Source organism: Amycolatopsis rifamycinica, from assembly GCF_000695625.1.
GTDB lineage: Bacteria > Actinomycetota > Actinomycetes > Mycobacteriales > Pseudonocardiaceae > Amycolatopsis > Amycolatopsis rifamycinica.
On record NZ_JMQI01000045.1, the window covers coordinates 50703 to 66917 of the forward strand.

The 16215-nt window shown below is 71.8% G+C and carries 16 protein-coding genes; 11 read left to right on the forward strand and 5 right to left on the reverse strand.

Annotated features, from left to right (window positions below; translation table 11 throughout):
* The first annotated feature begins 122 nt into the window (after window positions 1–122).
* Genes paaZ through paaE form a run of 6 tightly spaced genes read left to right on the forward strand, consistent with a single transcriptional unit; the run spans window position 123 to window position 5822 of the window.
* A complete protein-coding gene (paaZ, locus tag DV20_RS21260) occupies window positions 123–2150 on the forward strand; it encodes a phenylacetic acid degradation bifunctional protein PaaZ (protein WP_043782929.1) in 2028 nt (675 codons plus the stop codon).
* Window positions 2147–3079 carry a 1,2-phenylacetyl-CoA epoxidase subunit PaaA gene (paaA, locus tag DV20_RS21265; protein ID WP_043782930.1) on the forward strand — a complete coding sequence of 311 codons (933 nt, stop codon included), beginning with the start codon at window positions 2147–2149 and terminating at the stop codon, window positions 3077–3079. Before paaZ ends, paaA begins: the two co-directional genes overlap by 4 nt.
* A 38-nt stretch (window positions 3080–3117) precedes the next feature.
* A complete protein-coding gene (gene paaB / locus DV20_RS21270; RefSeq protein WP_043782968.1) occupies window positions 3118–3432 on the forward strand; it encodes a 1,2-phenylacetyl-CoA epoxidase subunit PaaB in 315 nt (104 codons plus the stop codon).
* Window positions 3429–4286: a 1,2-phenylacetyl-CoA epoxidase subunit PaaC gene (gene paaC, locus DV20_RS21275; protein ID WP_043782933.1), complete on the forward strand. Its 858-nt coding sequence runs from the start codon at window positions 3429–3431 to the stop codon at window positions 4284–4286. The genes paaB and paaC overlap by 4 nt, the downstream gene beginning before the upstream one ends.
* Window positions 4280–4768, forward strand: coding sequence for a 1,2-phenylacetyl-CoA epoxidase subunit PaaD (gene paaD, locus DV20_RS21280; RefSeq protein ID WP_043782936.1), 489 nt, complete (start codon window positions 4280–4282; stop codon window positions 4766–4768). Before paaC ends, paaD begins: the two co-directional genes overlap by 7 nt.
* 1 nt (window position 4769) lies before the next feature.
* Window positions 4770–5822, forward strand: coding sequence for a 1,2-phenylacetyl-CoA epoxidase subunit PaaE (gene paaE, locus DV20_RS21285; RefSeq protein ID WP_043782938.1), 1053 nt, complete (start codon window positions 4770–4772; stop codon window positions 5820–5822).
* Window positions 5823–5959: 137 nt separating this feature from the next.
* Here the strand turns inward: paaE and DV20_RS21290 are convergent, their stop codons facing one another.
* The 4 genes from DV20_RS21290 to ccrA all read right to left on the reverse strand — a co-directional run bounded on the left by DV20_RS21290 (window position 5960) and on the right by ccrA (window position 10365).
* A complete protein-coding gene (locus tag DV20_RS21290) occupies window positions 5960–7045 on the reverse strand; it encodes an adenylate/guanylate cyclase domain-containing protein (RefSeq protein ID WP_043782939.1) in 1086 nt (361 codons plus the stop codon).
* 1 nt (window position 7046) lies between these two features.
* Complete coding sequence (locus tag DV20_RS21295; RefSeq protein WP_043782943.1) at window positions 7047–7499, reverse strand: universal stress protein; 453 nt, start codon at window positions 7497–7499, stop codon at window positions 7047–7049.
* Between the two features lie 93 nt (window positions 7500–7592).
* The gene (locus tag DV20_RS21300) at window positions 7593–8840 is read right to left on the reverse strand and encodes a coiled-coil domain-containing protein (protein WP_043782947.1); all 1248 of its coding nucleotides are present in this window, start codon (window positions 8838–8840) and stop codon (window positions 7593–7595) included.
* A 184-nt stretch (window positions 8841–9024) separates the two neighbouring features.
* Window positions 9025–10365 (reverse strand): crotonyl-CoA carboxylase/reductase, encoded by a 1341-nt coding sequence (gene ccrA / locus DV20_RS21305; RefSeq protein WP_043782949.1) that lies wholly within the window; start codon window positions 10363–10365, stop codon window positions 9025–9027.
* A gap of 198 nt (window positions 10366–10563) precedes the next feature.
* Here ccrA and DV20_RS21310 point away from each other — a divergent pair, with 198 nt between their 5' ends.
* Together DV20_RS21310 and DV20_RS21315 are read left to right on the forward strand one after the other, a co-directional pair.
* On the forward strand, window positions 10564–10932 hold the full coding sequence (locus DV20_RS21310) for an SPW repeat domain-containing protein (RefSeq protein WP_071831581.1): 369 nt from the start codon (window positions 10564–10566) through the stop codon (window positions 10930–10932).
* A 19-nt stretch (window positions 10933–10951) separates the two neighbouring features.
* On the forward strand, window positions 10952–11524 hold the full coding sequence (locus DV20_RS21315; RefSeq protein WP_043782951.1) for a TetR/AcrR family transcriptional regulator: 573 nt from the start codon (window positions 10952–10954) through the stop codon (window positions 11522–11524).
* Window positions 11525–12172: 648 nt separating this feature from the next.
* Here DV20_RS21315 and mce read toward each other — a convergent pair.
* Window positions 12173–12628: a methylmalonyl-CoA epimerase gene (mce, locus tag DV20_RS21320; RefSeq protein WP_043782952.1), complete on the reverse strand. Its 456-nt coding sequence runs from the start codon at window positions 12626–12628 to the stop codon at window positions 12173–12175.
* A gap of 137 nt (window positions 12629–12765) precedes the next feature.
* Between mce and DV20_RS21325 the strand changes: the two genes are divergently transcribed.
* The 3 genes from DV20_RS21325 (at window position 12766) to DV20_RS21335 (ending at window position 15926) form a co-directional block, all read left to right on the forward strand.
* On the forward strand, window positions 12766–13953 hold the full coding sequence (locus DV20_RS21325) for an acetyl-CoA C-acetyltransferase (protein WP_043782955.1): 1188 nt from the start codon (window positions 12766–12768) through the stop codon (window positions 13951–13953).
* Window positions 13954–14928: a methylmalonyl Co-A mutase-associated GTPase MeaB gene (gene meaB / locus DV20_RS21330; RefSeq protein ID WP_043782957.1), complete on the forward strand. Its 975-nt coding sequence runs from the start codon at window positions 13954–13956 to the stop codon at window positions 14926–14928. It abuts the gene before it with no gap.
* A 272-nt stretch (window positions 14929–15200) separates the two neighbouring features.
* Window positions 15201–15926: a peptidylprolyl isomerase gene (locus DV20_RS21335; protein WP_043782959.1), complete on the forward strand. Its 726-nt coding sequence runs from the start codon at window positions 15201–15203 to the stop codon at window positions 15924–15926.
* The last annotated feature ends 289 nt before the right edge of the window (window positions 15927–16215 follow it).

Genomic DNA, 16215 nt, shown 5'->3' on the forward strand with positions numbered 1-16215 from the left:
GTGCCGCTCAGTAAAGGCAGTGGTCGGGGCCGGTGTCAAGCGCTGGGACTACCGATCTTCGGGGCCGCCGGTTAGCATGGGTTAACTGAACGTACGGTAGGTAATTCGGCGAGAGGGACCTGATGGCACTGCTGCGCAGCTACGTCTCCGGGAGCTGGCACACGGCGGCGGACGAGGGCGTCCCGCTGCACGACGCGGCCACCGGCGAGGAGGTCGCCCGGATTTCGTCGAAGGGCGTCGACTTCGCGGGGGCTCTGGCGTACGGCCGCAGGGTCGGCGGCCCGGCGCTGCGCGAGCTGACGTTCCACCAGCGTGCGGCGCTGCTCAAGGCCCTGGCCTCCCACCTGCGCGAACACCGCGAAGAGCTGTACGCCCTCTCCGCGAAGACCGGCGCCACCCTCGGTGACTCGAAGTTCGACATCGACGGCGGCATCGGCGTGCTGTTCAGCTACGCCTCGAAGGGCAAGCGCGAGCTGCCCAACGACACCGTCTACGTCGAGGGCAACGTCGAACCGCTCTCCCGCGGGGGCACGTTCGTCGCCCAGCACATCGCGACCCCGCTGCGCGGCGTCGCCGTCCAGATCAACGCCTTCAACTTCCCGGTCTGGGGTCCGCTCGAGAAGTTCGCGCCCGCGTTCCTCGCCGGCGTCCCCAGCCTGGTCAAGCCGGCCAGCCAGACCGCCTACCTGACCGCCCGCGTGGTCGAGCTGATCATCGAGTCCGGGATCCTGCCCGAGGGCGCGCTGCAGTTCGTCGCGGGCAGCGCCGGGGACCTGCTCGACCACGTCACCGCGCAGGACGTGGTCTCGTTCACCGGGTCGGCGTCGACGGCGCAGAAGCTGCGGGCGCACCCGGCGATCATCCGCAACGCCGTCCGCTTCAACGCCGAAGCCGACTCGCTGAACTGCTCGATCCTGGGGCCGGACGCGGTGCGCGGGACGACGGAGTTCGACCTGTTCGTCAAGCAGCTCGTCACCGAGATGACGGTCAAGGCGGGCCAGAAGTGCACCGCCATCCGCCGCGCGTTCGTCCCGGCGGAGCTGCTCGACGACGTCGCCGCGGCGGCGTCCGAGCGGCTGGCGAAGGTGACCGTCGGCCACCCGGCGGCCGAAGGCGTCCGGATGGGCGCCCTGGCCAGCCTGGAGCAGCGCGAAGAGGTCCGCCGGTCGCTGAAGGCGCTGCTGGACGCCGGGAGCGTCGTGTTCGGCGACCCGGAGCACGTGGAGGTCGTCGACGCCGACGCCGAGCGCGGCGCCTTCATCTCCCCGGTGCTGCTCAAGGCCGACCCCGAGCGCTCCGAGCCGCACGAGGTCGAGGCGTTCGGGCCGGTCTCGACGCTGATGCCGTACACGTCCACCGAGCAGGTCGTCGACTTCGCCGCGCGCGGCGGCGGCAGCCTGGCGGGGTCCGTCGTCTCGGCGGACAAGGAGTTCGTGCGCGAGGTCGTCCTCGGCGCGGCGCCGTTCCACGGGCGGCTGCTGGTGCTCGACGCCGAAGACGCGAAGGAGTCCACCGGGCACGGTTCGCCGATGCCGCAGCTGGTCCACGGCGGCCCGGGCCGCGCGGGCGGCGGCGAGGAGATGGGTGGCGTCCGCGGCGTGCTGCACCACATGCAGCGCACCGCCGTGCAGGGTTCGCCCGCCGTGCTGAGCGCGGTGACCGGCCGCTGGGTCGCCGGCGCGCCGCGGACCGAAGGCGTCCACCCGTTCCGGAAGTCCCTGGCCGAGCTGCGCATCGGTGACTCGGTGGTCGCCGGGCCGCGGGTGGTTTCGCAGGACGACGTCGACCACTTCGCCGAGTTCACCGGCGACACGTTCTACGCGCACACCGACCCCGAAGCGGCAGCGGCCAACCCGCTGTTCGGCGGGATCGTCGCGCACGGCTATCTGGTCGTCTCGTTCGCCGCGGGCCTGTTCGTCTCGCCCGAGCCGGGCCCGGTGCTGGCCAACTACGGCCTGGAGAACCTGCGGTTCCTCACCCCGGTCAAGGTCGGCGACTCCCTGACGGTGACGCTGACCGCGAAGCAGATCACCCCGCGGATCGACCAGGACTACGGCGAGGTCCGCTGGGACGCCGACGTCACCAACGCCGACGGCGAGTCCGTGGCCAAGTACGACGTCCTGACCCTGGTTTCGAAGGAGCAGCCGTGACCGCCACTGTGTCCCTCGAGGAGCACTTCGAGCACACCATCGAGCGCGACCAGCGGATCGAGCCGCGCGACTGGGTGCCCGAGGGCTACCGCAAGACGATGATCCGGCAGATCGCGCAGCACGCGCACTCGGAGATCATCGGCATGCAGCCGGAAGGCAACTGGATCACGCGGGCGCCGTCGCTGCGGCGCAAGGCGATCCTGCTGGCCAAGGTGCAGGACGAAGCCGGCCACGGGCTCTACCTGTACTCCGCGGCGGCGACGCTGGGCGCGGACCGCGCGGACCTGACCGACAAGCTGATCACCGGACGGCAGAAGTACTCGTCGATCTTCAACTACCCGACGCTGACCTTCGCCGACGTCGGCGTGATCGGCTGGCTGGTCGACGGCGCGGCGATCTGCAACCAGGTGCCGCTGTGCCGGTCTTCGTACGGGCCGTACGCGCGGGCGATGATCCGCATCTGCAAGGAGGAGTCCTTCCACCAGCGGCAGGGCTACGAGCTGCTGATGACGATGATGCGCGGGACGGACCAGCAGCGGGAGATGGTCCAGGAGTCCGTCAACCGCTGGTGGTGGCCGTCGCTGATGATGTTCGGCCCGCCGGACGCCGATTCGCCGAACACCGCACAGTCGATGGCGTGGAAGATCAAGCGCCACACCAACGACGAGCTGCGGCAGCGGTTCGTGGACATGTCGGTGCCGCAGGCCGAGGCCCTCGGCGTCACCTTCCCCGACCCCGAGCTCAAGTGGAACGCCGAGCGCGGGCACTACGACTTCGGCGCGGTCGACTGGGACGAGTTCAAGAACGTGCTGAAGGGCAACGGCCCGTGCAACGCGCAGCGGATCGCGCACCGGCGTCGCGCGCACGAAGAGGGCGCGTGGGTGCGGGAAGCCGCGGTGGCGCACGCCGCGAAGAAGGAGCACAAGTGAGCGAGCTGACGGCCGAAGGCGGCCACGGCGCCGTCCCGCTGGAAGGCGTCCCCGCCGCGCCGGGGCCGGTCAAGCACGACTGGCCGCTGTACGAGGTGTTCGTCCGCGGCAAGCGCGGGCTGAACCACGTGCACGTCGGATCGCTGCACGCGGCCGACGACCAGATGGCCCTGCACCACGCCCGTGACCTCTACACGCGGCGCAACGAAGGCGTGTCGATCTGGGTCGTGCGCGCGGCGGACATCACGGCGTCGTCGCCGGACGAGAAGGACCCGTTCTTCGCGCCCAGCGGCGACAAGGTCTACCGGCACCCGACGTTCTACGACATTCCCGAGGAGGTGCCGCACATATGAGTTTCGACAACGTGTACGAGGCCATCACCGAGGAGAACGACGCCCGCTGGGCGTTCGGCACCGGCTTCGAAGACCCGCTGTCCGGAGTGGACACTTCGGTTCCACCGGGGGTGGACGCCGCTTCCTTGGCGGCCTACTGCCTGATGCTGGGCGACGACGCGCTGATCTTCTCCCACCGGCTCCAGGAGTGGTGCACCAACGCCCCCGAGCTGGAGGACGAGGTCGCCCTCGCCAACATCGCCCTCGACCTGCTGGGGCAGGCGCGGCTGCTGCTCGCCCGGGCCGGCAAGGCGGACGGCTCGTCGCGCACGGAGGATGCGCTCGCGTTCCTCCGCGCCGAGAACGAGTTCCGCAACGTCCGGCTCGCGGAGCTGGGCGGCGGGCACTTCGGGCACCTGATCGCACGCCTGTTCGTGTTCTCGACGTGGCGGCTGGCCCTGTTCCAGCGGCTCGAGACGTCGGTGGACCCGGTGCTGGCGGCGATCGCGGACAAGGGCGTCAAGGAGCTGACCTACCACCGCGACTACGCGGCGCAGTGGCTGGTCCGCCTCGGCGACGGGACGCCGTTGTCGCACGCGCGGATGCAGGAGGGCCTCGACGACGTCTGGCCGTACGTGGGCGAGCTGTTCCGCACGCACCCGGTCGAGTTCGTCGACGCGGCTTCGCTGCGGCCCGAGTTCGACGCGGTCCTGGACCAGGCGCTTTCCGCGGCGACGCTTTCGCGGCCGTCGTCGGGTGAGCTGGCCGGGGTTTCGGGCCGGACGGGCCGCGACGGCGTCCACACCGAGTCTTTCGGGTACCTGCTGGCGGAGCTGCAGAGCGTCGCCCGGGCCATGCCGGACGCCCGATGGTGACCGCGGCCGCGGTGGCCGCCACGGTCACCGACCCCGAGCTGCCGATGCTGACGCTGGCGGACCTGGGCGTGCTGCGCTCGGTGTCGGAGTCCGGCGGCCGCGTGGTCGTCGCGATCACGCCGACGTACACCGGCTGCCCCGCGATGGACACCATGCGCGACGACCTGGAGCACGCCCTCGTTTCGGCGGGCTACGCGGACGTCGAGATCCGGACGCAGCTGTCGCCGGCGTGGACGTCGGACTGGATTTCGCCCGCGGGGCGGCAGAAGCTGGCCGCGGCGGGCATCGCACCCCCGGGTGCCGCGCCCCGCCGCTCGGGCCCGATCCCGCTGACGCTGTCGGCGCCGGTGTCGCGGGTCTCCTGCCCGCACTGCGGATCCACGGACACCGAAGAGCAGTCCCGGTTCGGCGCGACGGCGTGCAAGGCGCTGCGGCGCTGCCGTGCGTGCCTGGAACCCTTCGAGCACGTCAAGGAGATCTGAGGTGGCGCAGTTCCACTCGCTGAAGGTGGCCGGCGTCGAGCGGCTGTGCGACGACGCGGTCGCGGTGACGTTCGACGTGCCGCCGTCGCTGGCCTCGGAGTACGCCTTCAAGCCGGGCCAGTCCCTGACCCTGCGGCGCGCGATCGACGGCCGTGACGAGCGCCGGTCGTACTCGATCTGCGCCCCGGCCGGCGAGGCGCCGCGGGTCGGCGTCCGCCTGGTCCCGGACGGGTTCTTCTCGTCGTGGCTGGTGCACGAGGTCCGCCCGGGCGACACGATCGAGGTGGCCCCGCCTTCCGGCTCGTTCACGCCGGACCTGTCGACGGGCGGCCACCACGTCCTGATCGCGGCAGGTTCGGGCATCACGCCGGTGCTGTCGATCGTCTCGTCGCTGCTGCGCTCGTCGACGGCCACGGTGACCGTGTTGTACGGCAACCGCCGCACGGACACGGTGATGTTCGCGGACGAGCTGGCGGACCTGAAGGACAGCGCGCCTTCACGGCTCGAGCTGATTCACGTGCTGTCGCGCGAGCCGCGGGAGGCGGAGCTGTTCACGGGCCGTCTGGACGTCCCGAAGCTGCGCACGTTGTTCGGCACGCTGGTGCCGGTCGAGTCCGTGGACCACTGGTGGCTGTGCGGCCCGTTCGAGATGGTGTCGGGCGCGCAGGAGCTGCTGGCGTCGCTGGGCGTGCCGCGGTCCCGGATCCACCAGGAGCTGTTCTACGTGGACACCCCACCGGCCCCGGTGGAGCACCTCGACCCGGCGGTGGCGGGGGAGTCCTCGGAGGTGTCGGTGGTCCTGGACGGCCGTTCGACGCCGATGACGTTGCCGCGCTCGTCGTCGGTCCTCGACGGGGCCCAGAAGTTCCGCCCGGACCTGCCGTTCGCCTGCAAGGGCGGGGTCTGCGGGACGTGCCGCGCGAAGGTGACGGAGGGCAAGGTGGACCTGCGGCGCAACTTCGCGCTGGAGGAGGCGGAGGTGGCGGCGGGGTTCGTCCTGACGTGCCAGTCGTACCCGGTCTCGGAGACGTTGACGGTCGACTTCGACGCCTGAGGTGCCGTGCTGTCCACAAACCGGGCGACTTGTGGGCAACCAGACCCGTCGACGGCTTTTCGACGGGTTCGACCGCTGCCGGCCGATAGACTGGACTTGGGCACGCCCCCTGGGAGTGGCGGGGGCTGCGTCGGCCGTCAGCGGCCTCGGCGTCGCCGGCGGCGTGGCTCTTCCGGCTCGGTTGCCGGGGTGAGGCCCAGCATCTCCGCCGCCAGCTGCTGGGAGCTCGCGAACATGCCCGTCGGGGCCTCGCTCGCCCGGCGCAGCGCCGCCGGGCGGAGGCGGTTGTAGCCGCGGACCGTCACCGGCCGGCGGACGCGCAGCTCGTAGGCCTTCTCCTCCGCCAGCTCCGTGGCCAGCTCGCGGTCGACCAGGATCGTGCCCGGGCGGGCCACCGACGTCAGGCGGGCCGCCAGGTTGACCACCGAGCCGTACACGTCGCCGAAGCGCGACAGGATCCGGCCCGAGGCCATGCCCGCGCGGACCGACGGCAACGTCTCGTCCGCCGACGTGCGCTCGGTCAGCGTCAGGGCTATCTCGGCCGCGTCGACCGGGGCGTCGGCCACGAACAGGACCTCGTCGCCGATCATCTTCACCACGCGGCCGTGGTGCTCGGCGATCACCTCGGTGGCCAGGGTCTCGAACGCGTCGAGCACCCGGCTCAGCTCGTCCTCGCCGATCTGGCGCGTCAGGCGCGTGTAGCCGACCATGTCGACGAACCCGACCACCTCGGTGCGGGTCTCCAGGTGCTCGTCCGGCGCCGCGAACGCCCGGCCCGCGTACGCCGCCAGGTGCCGTCGCCAGACGAAGTTCTGCACCCGCTCCAGCTCGGGCAGCAGCCGGTCGACCAGGCGGGTCACCTGGCGTTCGCCGCGGCCCGGCTCCGGCTGCTCCCGGATCAGCTCCCACAGCATGTCGACCTGCCACTCGGCCAGCCGCGAGAGGTGCTGGCCGAGCGCGCGGGTCACCGAGACCTCGATGCTCGGGTCGATCAGTCCCGACTGGACCAGCTGATCGGCGGTCCGCATCGCTTCGACGTCCGCGTCGGTGAAGACGACCTCGTCGTCGCGCACGGTCGCGAACCCCAGCGCGCGCCAGAGCCGGCGTGACCGTTCGTCGGGCACGCCGGCCTTCTCCGCCACTTCGAGCCGGGTGTACTTCCGCCTGCCGCCGAGCAGGACGCGTTCGAGCCGCTGCTGAAGCTCCTCGCCCGGATCGGTCACGTCAGGTCGTGTGGACGATCAGCACGTCCACGCCGGACTTGCGGGCCACCTCCGACGGCACCGAGCCCAGGATCCGGCCGGCGATCGTGTTGAGCCCGCGGTTGCCGACCACCAGCAGGTCGGCTTCGCGCTCCTTGACCACCTTGCGCAGCGAGTCGACCGGGTCGCCCTTGACCGCGACCGTGTCGATCTTCTCCGCGCCCGCGCGCGCCGCCCGGTCCCGCGCCGACTGCAGGGTGTCTTCGGCCGGGGCCGAGCCGACGACCTGGTACGCCTCTTCGCCGAGGACGTCCTGCGCCTTGTCGACGTCGGACCGGCTCGCCGGGTAGAACGCACACGCGATGACGAGCGTGGCGCCGGCGTCGCCTGCCACCGCCGCCGCGCGGTCCACCGCCGCGAACGAGGACTCCGAGCCGTCCGTGCCCACCACCACGGTCCGATATGCCGCACCCATGCGCAAAACCTCCAGGTGATCCCGCGTGAGCAGGGACGATAGCCGGTCGGTACCGACCGCGCAGGCTCGTCCACGCCCGTGTCGGGTGGAAGGTTACTCGCCAGTCGCTTTCTGCGCTCCGCTCGCCCGCGGAGCCGGCTTCGGCGCTGCTTTGGAAGCTGCCGTGGGGGCTGCCTTGGGAGCTGCCGCGGGGGCGGGCTTGGCCACCGGCTTGGCCGCGGCCGGCTTGGCCCCGGGCTTCGGCTTCGGCACGTCGGAGGCGCGAATCCGGATCGTCTCCTCGATGTCGGTGACCCGGACCGTCTTCTCGGTGTCGTCCCCGGCGTCCGGCTTCGGGTCCGCCACCAGGTCGGCCTTGACGTCGGCGGGCACCTTGACGTCGTCGCCGAGGACGGTGTGCGCCTCGGCCAGCACCGCCCGTGCCGCGCGCACCTGCTCGGCCAGCCCGCCGCGCACCTTCCGCAGCGCGTCGACCCGCTCGTTCGCCTGGGTGATCCGCCGGTTCGACTCCTCCGTGGCGGCCGTCACCCGGCGCCGCGCCTCGTCGGCGGCCTCCGCCAACCGGGCGTTGGCCTCGGTGATCGAGTCCTGCCGTCGCTTGTTCGCCTCCGCGACCGACTCCCGCTGACGACGGTCGATGTCGGCCTTCGCGGCCTTCTCCTCTTCGAGGACCTTCGCGCGGATGTCGGCGGCGTCCTGCGTGGCCTCCTGGACGCGCCGCGCGGCCTCGGCCTTGCTCGCGGCCTCCTGCTCGGCCAGCACCCGCATCGCCTCGGTGCGGCGCGAGGCCATCGCGATCTCGAAGTCCTCTTCGACCTTGGTCCGGCGGTCGGCCGACTCGGTGTCGAGCCGCTTGCGCTCCGCCTCGGCCTCGTCGGTGATCTTCTTGGCCTGCGCGCGGGCGTCTTCGAGGACCTTGCGGTGCTCGGCTTCCATCTCCTTGCGGCGCAGGTCGAGCTCGGTGAGCAGCTGCTCGTAGCGGGCCCGCATGGCGCTGGCGTCCGTCTCGGCCTTCGCCCGGATGTGCCCGGCCTCGGCTTCGGCGCGGGCGCGGGTATCGGCGGATTCGTCCTGCGCCAGGCGCAACATGCGCTGCAGCCGTTCGGACAGGCCTTCGACGCTCGTCGGCGGCTGGGCGAGCCGATCGACCTGCCCGCGCAGGTCCGCGATCTCGCCGCGCGCGATCTCCAGCTGGCGGGCGAGGTCGCCCGCCTGCGCGATGGCGGCGTCCCGATCCGCGGTGAGCATCTTCAGATCGGCGTCCAGCCGTTCGAGGTGCTCGTCGACCTGCGCTCGGCTGTACCCGCGCTTCGCCACGTCGAAGCCGGCTCCCAGCGGCACAAGCTCCCGTTCATCGCCAAGGCTCATGGGGCCTACCGTAGCCGCAGCCGGGTCACGGAAGGGTGAGCACCCGGGCCCTGCGCCGAACGCGCCGTCTGCCGCGGCGAAAGGAACCGCCCGGATCGGGCCGTTCTCCGGCGGTTCCCGACGCCGGGAGCGGTTCCGCTCCCGGCGTCGTCCCGCCTCAGGCGCCGCGGAACGCGTTGATGCCCTCGATGTGCTTCGCCCGCTTCTCTTCGTCGCGGACGCCGAGGCCTTCCTCCGGGGCGAGCGCGAGCACGCCGACCTTGCCCTGGTGCGCGTTGCGGTGCACGTCCAGCGCGGCCTGCCCGGTCTCCTCGAGCGGGTAGGTCTTGGAGAGCGTCGGGTGGATCAGCCCCTTCGCGATCAGCCGGTTCGCCTCCCAGGACTCGCGGTAGTTCGCGAAGTGGGAGCCGATGATCCGCTTCAGGTTCATCCACAGGTAGCGGTTGTCGTACTGGTGCATGTACCCGGACGTCGACGCGCACGTGACGATCGTGCCGCCCTTGCGCGCGGCGTAGACGGAGGCGCCGAACGTCTCCCGGCCCGGGTGCTCGAACACGATGTCCGGGTCCTCGCCGCCGGTCAGCTCGCGGATCTTCGCGCCGAAGCGCTGCCACTCCTTCGGGTCCTGCTCGTCGTCGTTCTTCCAGAACCGGTAGCCCTCGGCGCTGCGGTCGATGATCAGCTCGGCGCCGAGCTTCCGGCAGATCGCCGCCTTCTCCGGGCTGGACACGACGCACACGGGGATGGCGCCGCCGTTCAGCGCGTACTGCGTCGCGTAGGAGCCGAGGCCGCCCGAAGCGCCCCAGATCAGCACGACGTCGCCCTGCTTCATGTCGGCGCCGTTGCGCGAGACGAGCTGGCGGTAGGCGGTCGAGTTGACCAGGCCGGGCGACGCGGCCTCTTCCCAGGTCAGGTGGTCCGGCTTCGGCATCAGCTGGTTGGCCTTGACCAGCGCGATCTCGGCGAGGCCGCCGAAGTTCGTCTCGAAGCCCCAGATCCGCTGCTCGGTGTCGAGCATCGTGTCGTTGTGCCCGTCGGGGCCCTCGAGCTCGACGTTCAGGCAGTGCGCGACGACCTCGTCGCCGGGCTTCCAGTTGTGCACCCCGGCGCCGGTCCGCAGCACGACACCGGACAGGTCCGAGCCGACGACGTGGTACGGCAGGTCGTGCCGCTTGGCCAGCGGCGAGAGCTTCCCGTACTTCTTCAGGAACTTGAACGTCGGGATCGGCTCGAAGATCGACGTCCAGACGGTGTTGTAGTTGATGGCGCTCGCCATCACCGCGACCAGCGCCTCGCCGGGACCCAGTTCGGGCACGGGCACGTCGTCGACGTGCAGCGACTTGCGGGGGTCCTTGTCCCGGCTTTCGAGGCCCTCGAACATGTCGACCTCGTCGGCGTGCACGGTCACCCCTCGGTAGCTCTCGGGGACGGGCAACGAGCCGACCGCGGCGGACTCGCCGGTCAGGATGGCCTGCTGGATCTCGCCGAGCTGCGTCATCGGTTCCTCCGCGGAGATGGGGGTGTTGGCGGCAGAAATTACTCGCGGGTAACACGCGGCCACAACTGTACGAGACGGACAGCACGATTACCCGTCGAACTGTGACGGATCAGTCTTGACCGGCCGGCCAGTCAGGTGGATCATCGACGTCGGGAACACCCACCCGACCAGCAGTTTCACCGACGGAGGTGAGCACGAATGAGTGAAGTCTCTACGCGCGCGTGGACCCGGCCCCACGACTGGGCCGAGGTCGTCATCGGGGTGGTCGCCGCTCTTTCACCCCTTTGGCTGAGCACGGACACGACCGCGATGTGGACGATGGTCGTCCTGGGCGCGCTGATCGCACTCGACGGCCTGGTTTCGCTGGCGATGCCGGGCATGGTCTACGGCGAAGGCATCCAGATCGCGCTCGGCGTGCTGCTGTTCATCGCGCCGTGGGTGATGGGGTACACGGAGTTCAACGGCGCGTCCTGGACGTCCTGGATCGCCGGGGTGCTGACGGTCATCGCGGGCGCGGCGGCGATGCCGGTCGCGAACGCCGCGCACCGCACGGCCGGGCAGCACTGACGACGCGGGAGGCACGGGAATGACCGAGGATTCGGCGAAGGAGCGCATCCTCTGCGCAGCCGAGGCGCTCTTCGCCGAGTCCGGCTTCGACGCCACCCCGACATCGCGGATAGCGGAGCGGGCCGGAGTGCCGAAGGGGCTGGTGCACTACTACTTCCGCCACAAGTCGGACCTGCTGACGGCCCTCGTCGAGCGCCTCCCGGACGAGCGCATCGAGCCGGCGGTGGTGGTGGTCCCGGGCGACCTGGCGGGCAGCCTCCGGCGCCTGGTCCGCGAGCTGGACCACCGCTTCAGCAGGTCCCTGGGGCTGTCACACCTGCTGTGGCGCGAGGCGGACACGCACCACGTGGTCCGCGACGCCCTCCACGAGCGCTTCCAGGTCCTGGTCCGCCAGGTCCAAGCGGTGATAGTGGCGGCAACAGGCGGCGGCCTCCCCACGGCGGACGTGGATCGCGCCTCGGGCCTCCTGGCCCGCGCGGTCAGCCACCGACACGCGACGGCCCGCCATTCGGAGGACGACCTGCCCGCGGAGTTCGACGGCGAGCTGACGTTCATCGCCGACGCCCTGGCGTCCAAGGCCGCGCCGGCGTAGGGGCGGCCGGGCGGGGGTTGGTTGGCCGGGTTCCGGGCGGTGGGCCTGGGCGCTTGCCTGGCCGGCTGCGTTGGCCGGGCCGGACTGCGCTGGCCTGGCGGGGTTGCGCTGGGCCTGGCCCGGCTGCGCTGGTCCGGCGCGCGGGCCTGGCCGGGCTGCGCTGGCTGGGGCGCACTGGACTGGCCAGGTTGCGCTGGCTGGGCCTGATTCGGCTGCGCAGGCTGGGCTGCGCTGGCTGGCGGGGTCGCGCTGGGCTGACCGGACTGCGCTGGCCTGGCTGCGCGGGGCCTGGCAAGGCCGGGCTGCGCTGGCTGGGCTTGGCCGGTAGCCGCCCGCTCCTGCGCCCGAGGCGGCCCGCGTCGTCGGGTGGGTGCGGCTGGGCATGCCGCGCGGCTTTGGTTCAGCTTGCCTGCGGCCACCCGGCTCGCGTCGAGGTGCCGGCGCTCGCCGACGTGCCGGCCGACCCTCCAGCTCGCTGGAGTCCTGACCGGCCGCCGGTTCTTGTCTCCCGCTCGCTGCCCGCCGGTGCTCGCCGTGTGCCGGACACCCCGCCTCGCTCGCGGCCGCGCCGCCGGGCCGTGTTTGTCCCGGTGCGCGGGCTCGGCGCCGCACCGCCGCGCGGAACCCTTGCCCGGAACGGGTGCCGGGTCAGTGCGGCGTTGCGTTCTTGGCCGGCTCGACCAGTTCCACCAGGACGCCGCCCGCGTCCTTGGGGTGGACGAAGTTCACCCGGCTGTTCGATGTGCCCCTCTTCGCCTCCTCGTACAGCATGCGCAGGCCCTTTTCGCGCAGGGCCGCCGCCGCGGCGTCCACATCGGACACGCGGTAGGCCAGCTGCTGCAGGCCCGGGCCGCTCTTGGACAGGAACTTGCCGATCGCCGAGTCTTCGCGCAGCGGGGCCAGCAGCTGGATCTGCGTCTCCGTGCCCGCCGTGCCCGGGGCGCGGAGCATCGCCTCGCGCACCCCCTGCTCCTCGTTCACCTCCTCGTGCGCGACCTCCAGGCCGAAGTGCGCGCGGTGGAACTCGATGGCCGCGTCCAGGTCCGGGACCGCGATGCCGACGTGGTCGATGGCCGTCACGAACGGCCGCAGGGCGTCATTCATGGAGGCAGGATAGGGGGCCCGCGCGCCGCGGTGAGGCGGAATCGTCGCGTGCCCCGCCTCACACTGGCTCCATCAAGAAGCCCTGCTCCCGGGTATGGTCGGGAAAACTGCCCATGCGCCGATGCTTGGAGGACGCCGTGTCCGGTTCCGTGATCCTGGGTGCCGCCCGTACGCCGATCGGGCGCCTGCTGGGCTCCCTCAAGGACTTCACGGGCGCTCAGCTGGGCGGGGTGGCGATCAAGGCGGCCCTCGAACGCGCCGGGGTCTCCCCGGACGCGGTGCAGTACACGATCATGGGCCAGGTGCTGACCGCCGGCGCCGGCCAGATCCCCGCCCGCCAGGCCGCGGTCGCCGCGGGCATCCCCATGAGCGTGCCCGCGCTGACGATCAACAAGGTCTGCCTCTCCGGCCTCGACGCCATCGCCCTCGCCGACCAGCTCATCCGCGCCGGCGAGTTCGACCTCGTCGTCGCCGGCGGCCAGGAGTCGATGACCCAGGCGCCGCACCTGCTGCCCAAGTCGCGCTCCGGCTTCAAGTACGGCGACACCACCCTCGTCGACCACATGGCCTACGACGGTCTCTTCTGCGCCTTCGACCAGGTCGCCATGGGCGCCTCGACGGAGAAGTACAACTCCCGTTACGGCGTCACCCGCGAGCAGCAGGACGCGTTCTCCGCCCGCTCCCACCAGCGCGCCGCCGAGGCGATCAAGAACGGCTACTTCGCCGACGAGATCGCGCCGGTCTCCATCCCGCAGCGCAAGGGCGACCCGGTCGTCTTCGACACCGACGAGGGCGTCCGCGCCGACACCACCGCCGAAGGCCTCGCCAAGCTGCGCCCCGCCTTCGCCTCCGACGGCACCATCACCGCGGGCTCGGCCTCGCAGATCTCCGACGGCGCCGCCGCGGTCATCGTGGCCAGCAAGGCCAAGGCCGAAGAACTCGGCATCACGCCGCTCGCCGAGATCGGCGCGCACGGTGTCGTCGCCGGCCCCGACGCGAGCCTGCACGAGCAGCCGTCGAACGCCATCCTCGCCGCGCTGGCGAAGGCGAACCTGACCGCCGACGCGCTCGACCTCGTCGAGATCAACGAGGCCTTCGCCGCCGTCGGGCTCGTCTCGACCGAGAAGCTCGGCCTCGACCCGGAGAAGGTCAACGTCAACGGCGGCGCCATCGCCCTCGGCCACCCCATCGGCGCCTCCGGGGCCCGGCTCGCGGTGCACCTGATCCACGAGCTGCGCCGCCGCGGCGGCGGGCTGGGCGCGGCCGCGCTGTGCGGTGGCGGCGGCCAGGGCGACGCCCTCCTGCTGCGGGTGCCGTCCGCGTAAGTGGCCGGAGCACTCGACCTCGACGTCCTCGACGACCTCGTCGGCCGCGCACGGGACGGGCAACCCCGTGCCGTCGCGCGGCTGCTGTCGCTCGTCGAGGACGCCCACCCCCGCGTCGCGGAAATCGCGCGGGCGCTGACCCCGTACACCGGGCGGGCCCGGGTCGTCGGGCTGACCGGGCCGCCCGGCGTCGGCAAGTCGACATCGACGTCGGCGCTGCTCACCGCGTTGCGCGCGGAGGGCAAGCGGGTCGGGGTGCTCGCCATCGACCCGTCTTCGCCGTTTTCGGGCGGGGCGCTGCTCGGCGACCGGATCCGGATGACCGAGCACGCCACCGACCCCGGCGTGTTCATCCGCTCGATGGCCACGCGCGGGCACCTGGGCGGGCTCTCGTGGGCGACGCCGCAGGCGGTGCGCGTGCTGGACGCGGCCGGTTTCGACGTCGTGCTGATCGAGACCGTCGGCGTCGGTCAGTCCGAAGTGGACGTCGTGAAACTGGCCGACACCACGGTGGTGCTGCTCGCCCCGGGGATGGGCGACGGCATCCAGGCCGCCAAGGCCGGCGTGCTGGAGATCGCCGACGTCTTCGTCGTCAACAAGGCGGACCGCGAGGGCGCCGACGCCACCGTGCACGACCTCAAGCAGATGATCTCCCTGGCTCGCCGGGAGATCCGGGGGGCGAGCTGGCGGCAGCCGATCGTGCGGACCGTCGCGGCGAAGGGCGAGGGCGTCGACGAAGTCGTGCGGGCGCTGGCCGCGCACCACGACTGGCTCGTGGCGCACGACGAGCTGGCCCGGCGCCGGGTGGCCCGGGCGCGCGACGAGGTCGAGGCCATCGCGCTCCGGCGGCTGCGGGCCGAGCTCGTGGACCTGCGCGGCGGGGGACGGCTCGCCGGCGTCGCCGAGCGGGTCGTGGCGAGGGAGATCGATCCGTTCGCGGCCGCCGAGGAACTGATCGCGGATCTGCGGGGGTAGTGCGCTCCGGACGGCCGACGCGAGTCGCGTGAGCAGAAACCGCGCCACCGCAACGGGTCTTCGCCGTACTTCCATGATGTCCTCCCTCGAACGCGGCGGGTTTGCCGCGTGCTGATCATCATGCGCGGGGGGTCCGACAATTTCCGGGGTGCGGGCGCCGAGGTTCACCCGATGGACTGACTAGGGCGACTTTCGCCGGTTCTGGCTGTCGGTGCCGCGCCCTAGACTGCGGAGCGCTCCGGAACCGGGCGATCACTGGGAGGGCGTGCAGGATGAAGAAGACACTTCTCACCGCGCTGACGGCAGGCGCGTTGTTCGTGGCCGGGAACGGCGTCGCCTCGGCGGCCGACGCCCCGCCGCCGAAGACGACGCACGGGCCCTGTCAGTACACCGAAACCCCGGACGAACCGCCCGCGCGGCCGGTGCCGCTGCCACCCGACCCGCGGCACACGCCGAGCCACGGCAAGGTCGACGTCGCCGTCCCGACCAGTCAGGGTGCGCTGCCGCTGCGGCTGGACCGCGCGAAGGCGCCGTGCACCGTGCAGAGCTTCCTGCACCTGGCGCGGCACCGGTTCTACGACCACACGGTGTGCCACCGGCTGACCGCATACCCGACGTTGAAGGTGCTGCAGTGCGGCGACCCGAGCGCGACCGGGGAAGGCGGGCCGGGCTACAAGTACAAGGACGAGCTGCCGGTCGATCTGCCGCCGGCACCGACCGACCCGACCGGCGCGCGGCGCGTCTACGCGCGGGGCCTGCTCGCGATGGCCAATGCGGGGCCGGATACGAATGGTTCGCAGTTCTTCGTCGTGTACGGCGATTCCGCGCTGCGGCCGAACTACACGGTGTTCGGCACGGTCGGTGCGGAAGGGCTGAAGACGCTGGACAAGGTCGCGGCCGGCGGGATCCAGCCGACCGCGGAGGACCCCGCGCCGGTCGACGGCACGCCGGTACTGCGGACGGAATTGCTTCGCGTGCGGCCTGACTGCTGGTTCTGACGGTGGCCTCGAGCCGCTCCGGTGGGCGGCCCGCGGGCGGCACGGGTGCTTGGCGGGGTATCTCGCGTGCTGGGGCGGGCTTCACGCGTGATCGAGCGGGCATCGCGCGTGATTGGAGGGGCATCACCCGTGATTGGGGGGGCGACTCGCGTACCTGGATGGACGACTCGCGTACTCGGATGGACGACTCGCGTACCTGGGTGGACGACTCGCGTGATTGGGGGGTCGACTCGGGTGATTGGAGGGTCGGCTCGGGTGGTGGGTGGGTGACTTGGGTGGGTGGGATGCA

Bases quoted from the DNA above. Each gene is read 5' to 3' on its own strand.
- paaZ (WP_043782929.1), top strand. From the start codon at position 123: ATGGCACTGCTGCGCAGCTACGTCTCCGGGAGCTGGCACACGGCGGCG.
- paaC (WP_043782933.1), top strand. From the start codon at position 3,429: ATGAGTTTCGACAACGTGTACGAGGCCATCACCGAGGAGAACGACGCC.
- paaD (WP_043782936.1), top strand. From the start codon at position 4,280: ATGGTGACCGCGGCCGCGGTGGCCGCCACGGTCACCGACCCCGAGCTG.
- DV20_RS21295 (WP_043782943.1), bottom strand. From the start codon at position 7,499: ATGGGTGCGGCATATCGGACCGTGGTGGTGGGCACGGACGGCTCGGAG.
- ccrA (WP_043782949.1), bottom strand. From the start codon at position 10,365: ATGACGCAGCTCGGCGAGATCCAGCAGGCCATCCTGACCGGCGAGTCC.
- DV20_RS21310 (WP_071831581.1), top strand. From the start codon at position 10,564: ATGAGTGAAGTCTCTACGCGCGCGTGGACCCGGCCCCACGACTGGGCC.
- DV20_RS21315 (WP_043782951.1), top strand. From the start codon at position 10,952: ATGACCGAGGATTCGGCGAAGGAGCGCATCCTCTGCGCAGCCGAGGCG.
- mce (WP_043782952.1), bottom strand. From the start codon at position 12,628: ATGAATGACGCCCTGCGGCCGTTCGTGACGGCCATCGACCACGTCGGC.
- DV20_RS21335 (WP_043782959.1), top strand. From the start codon at position 15,201: ATGAAGAAGACACTTCTCACCGCGCTGACGGCAGGCGCGTTGTTCGTG.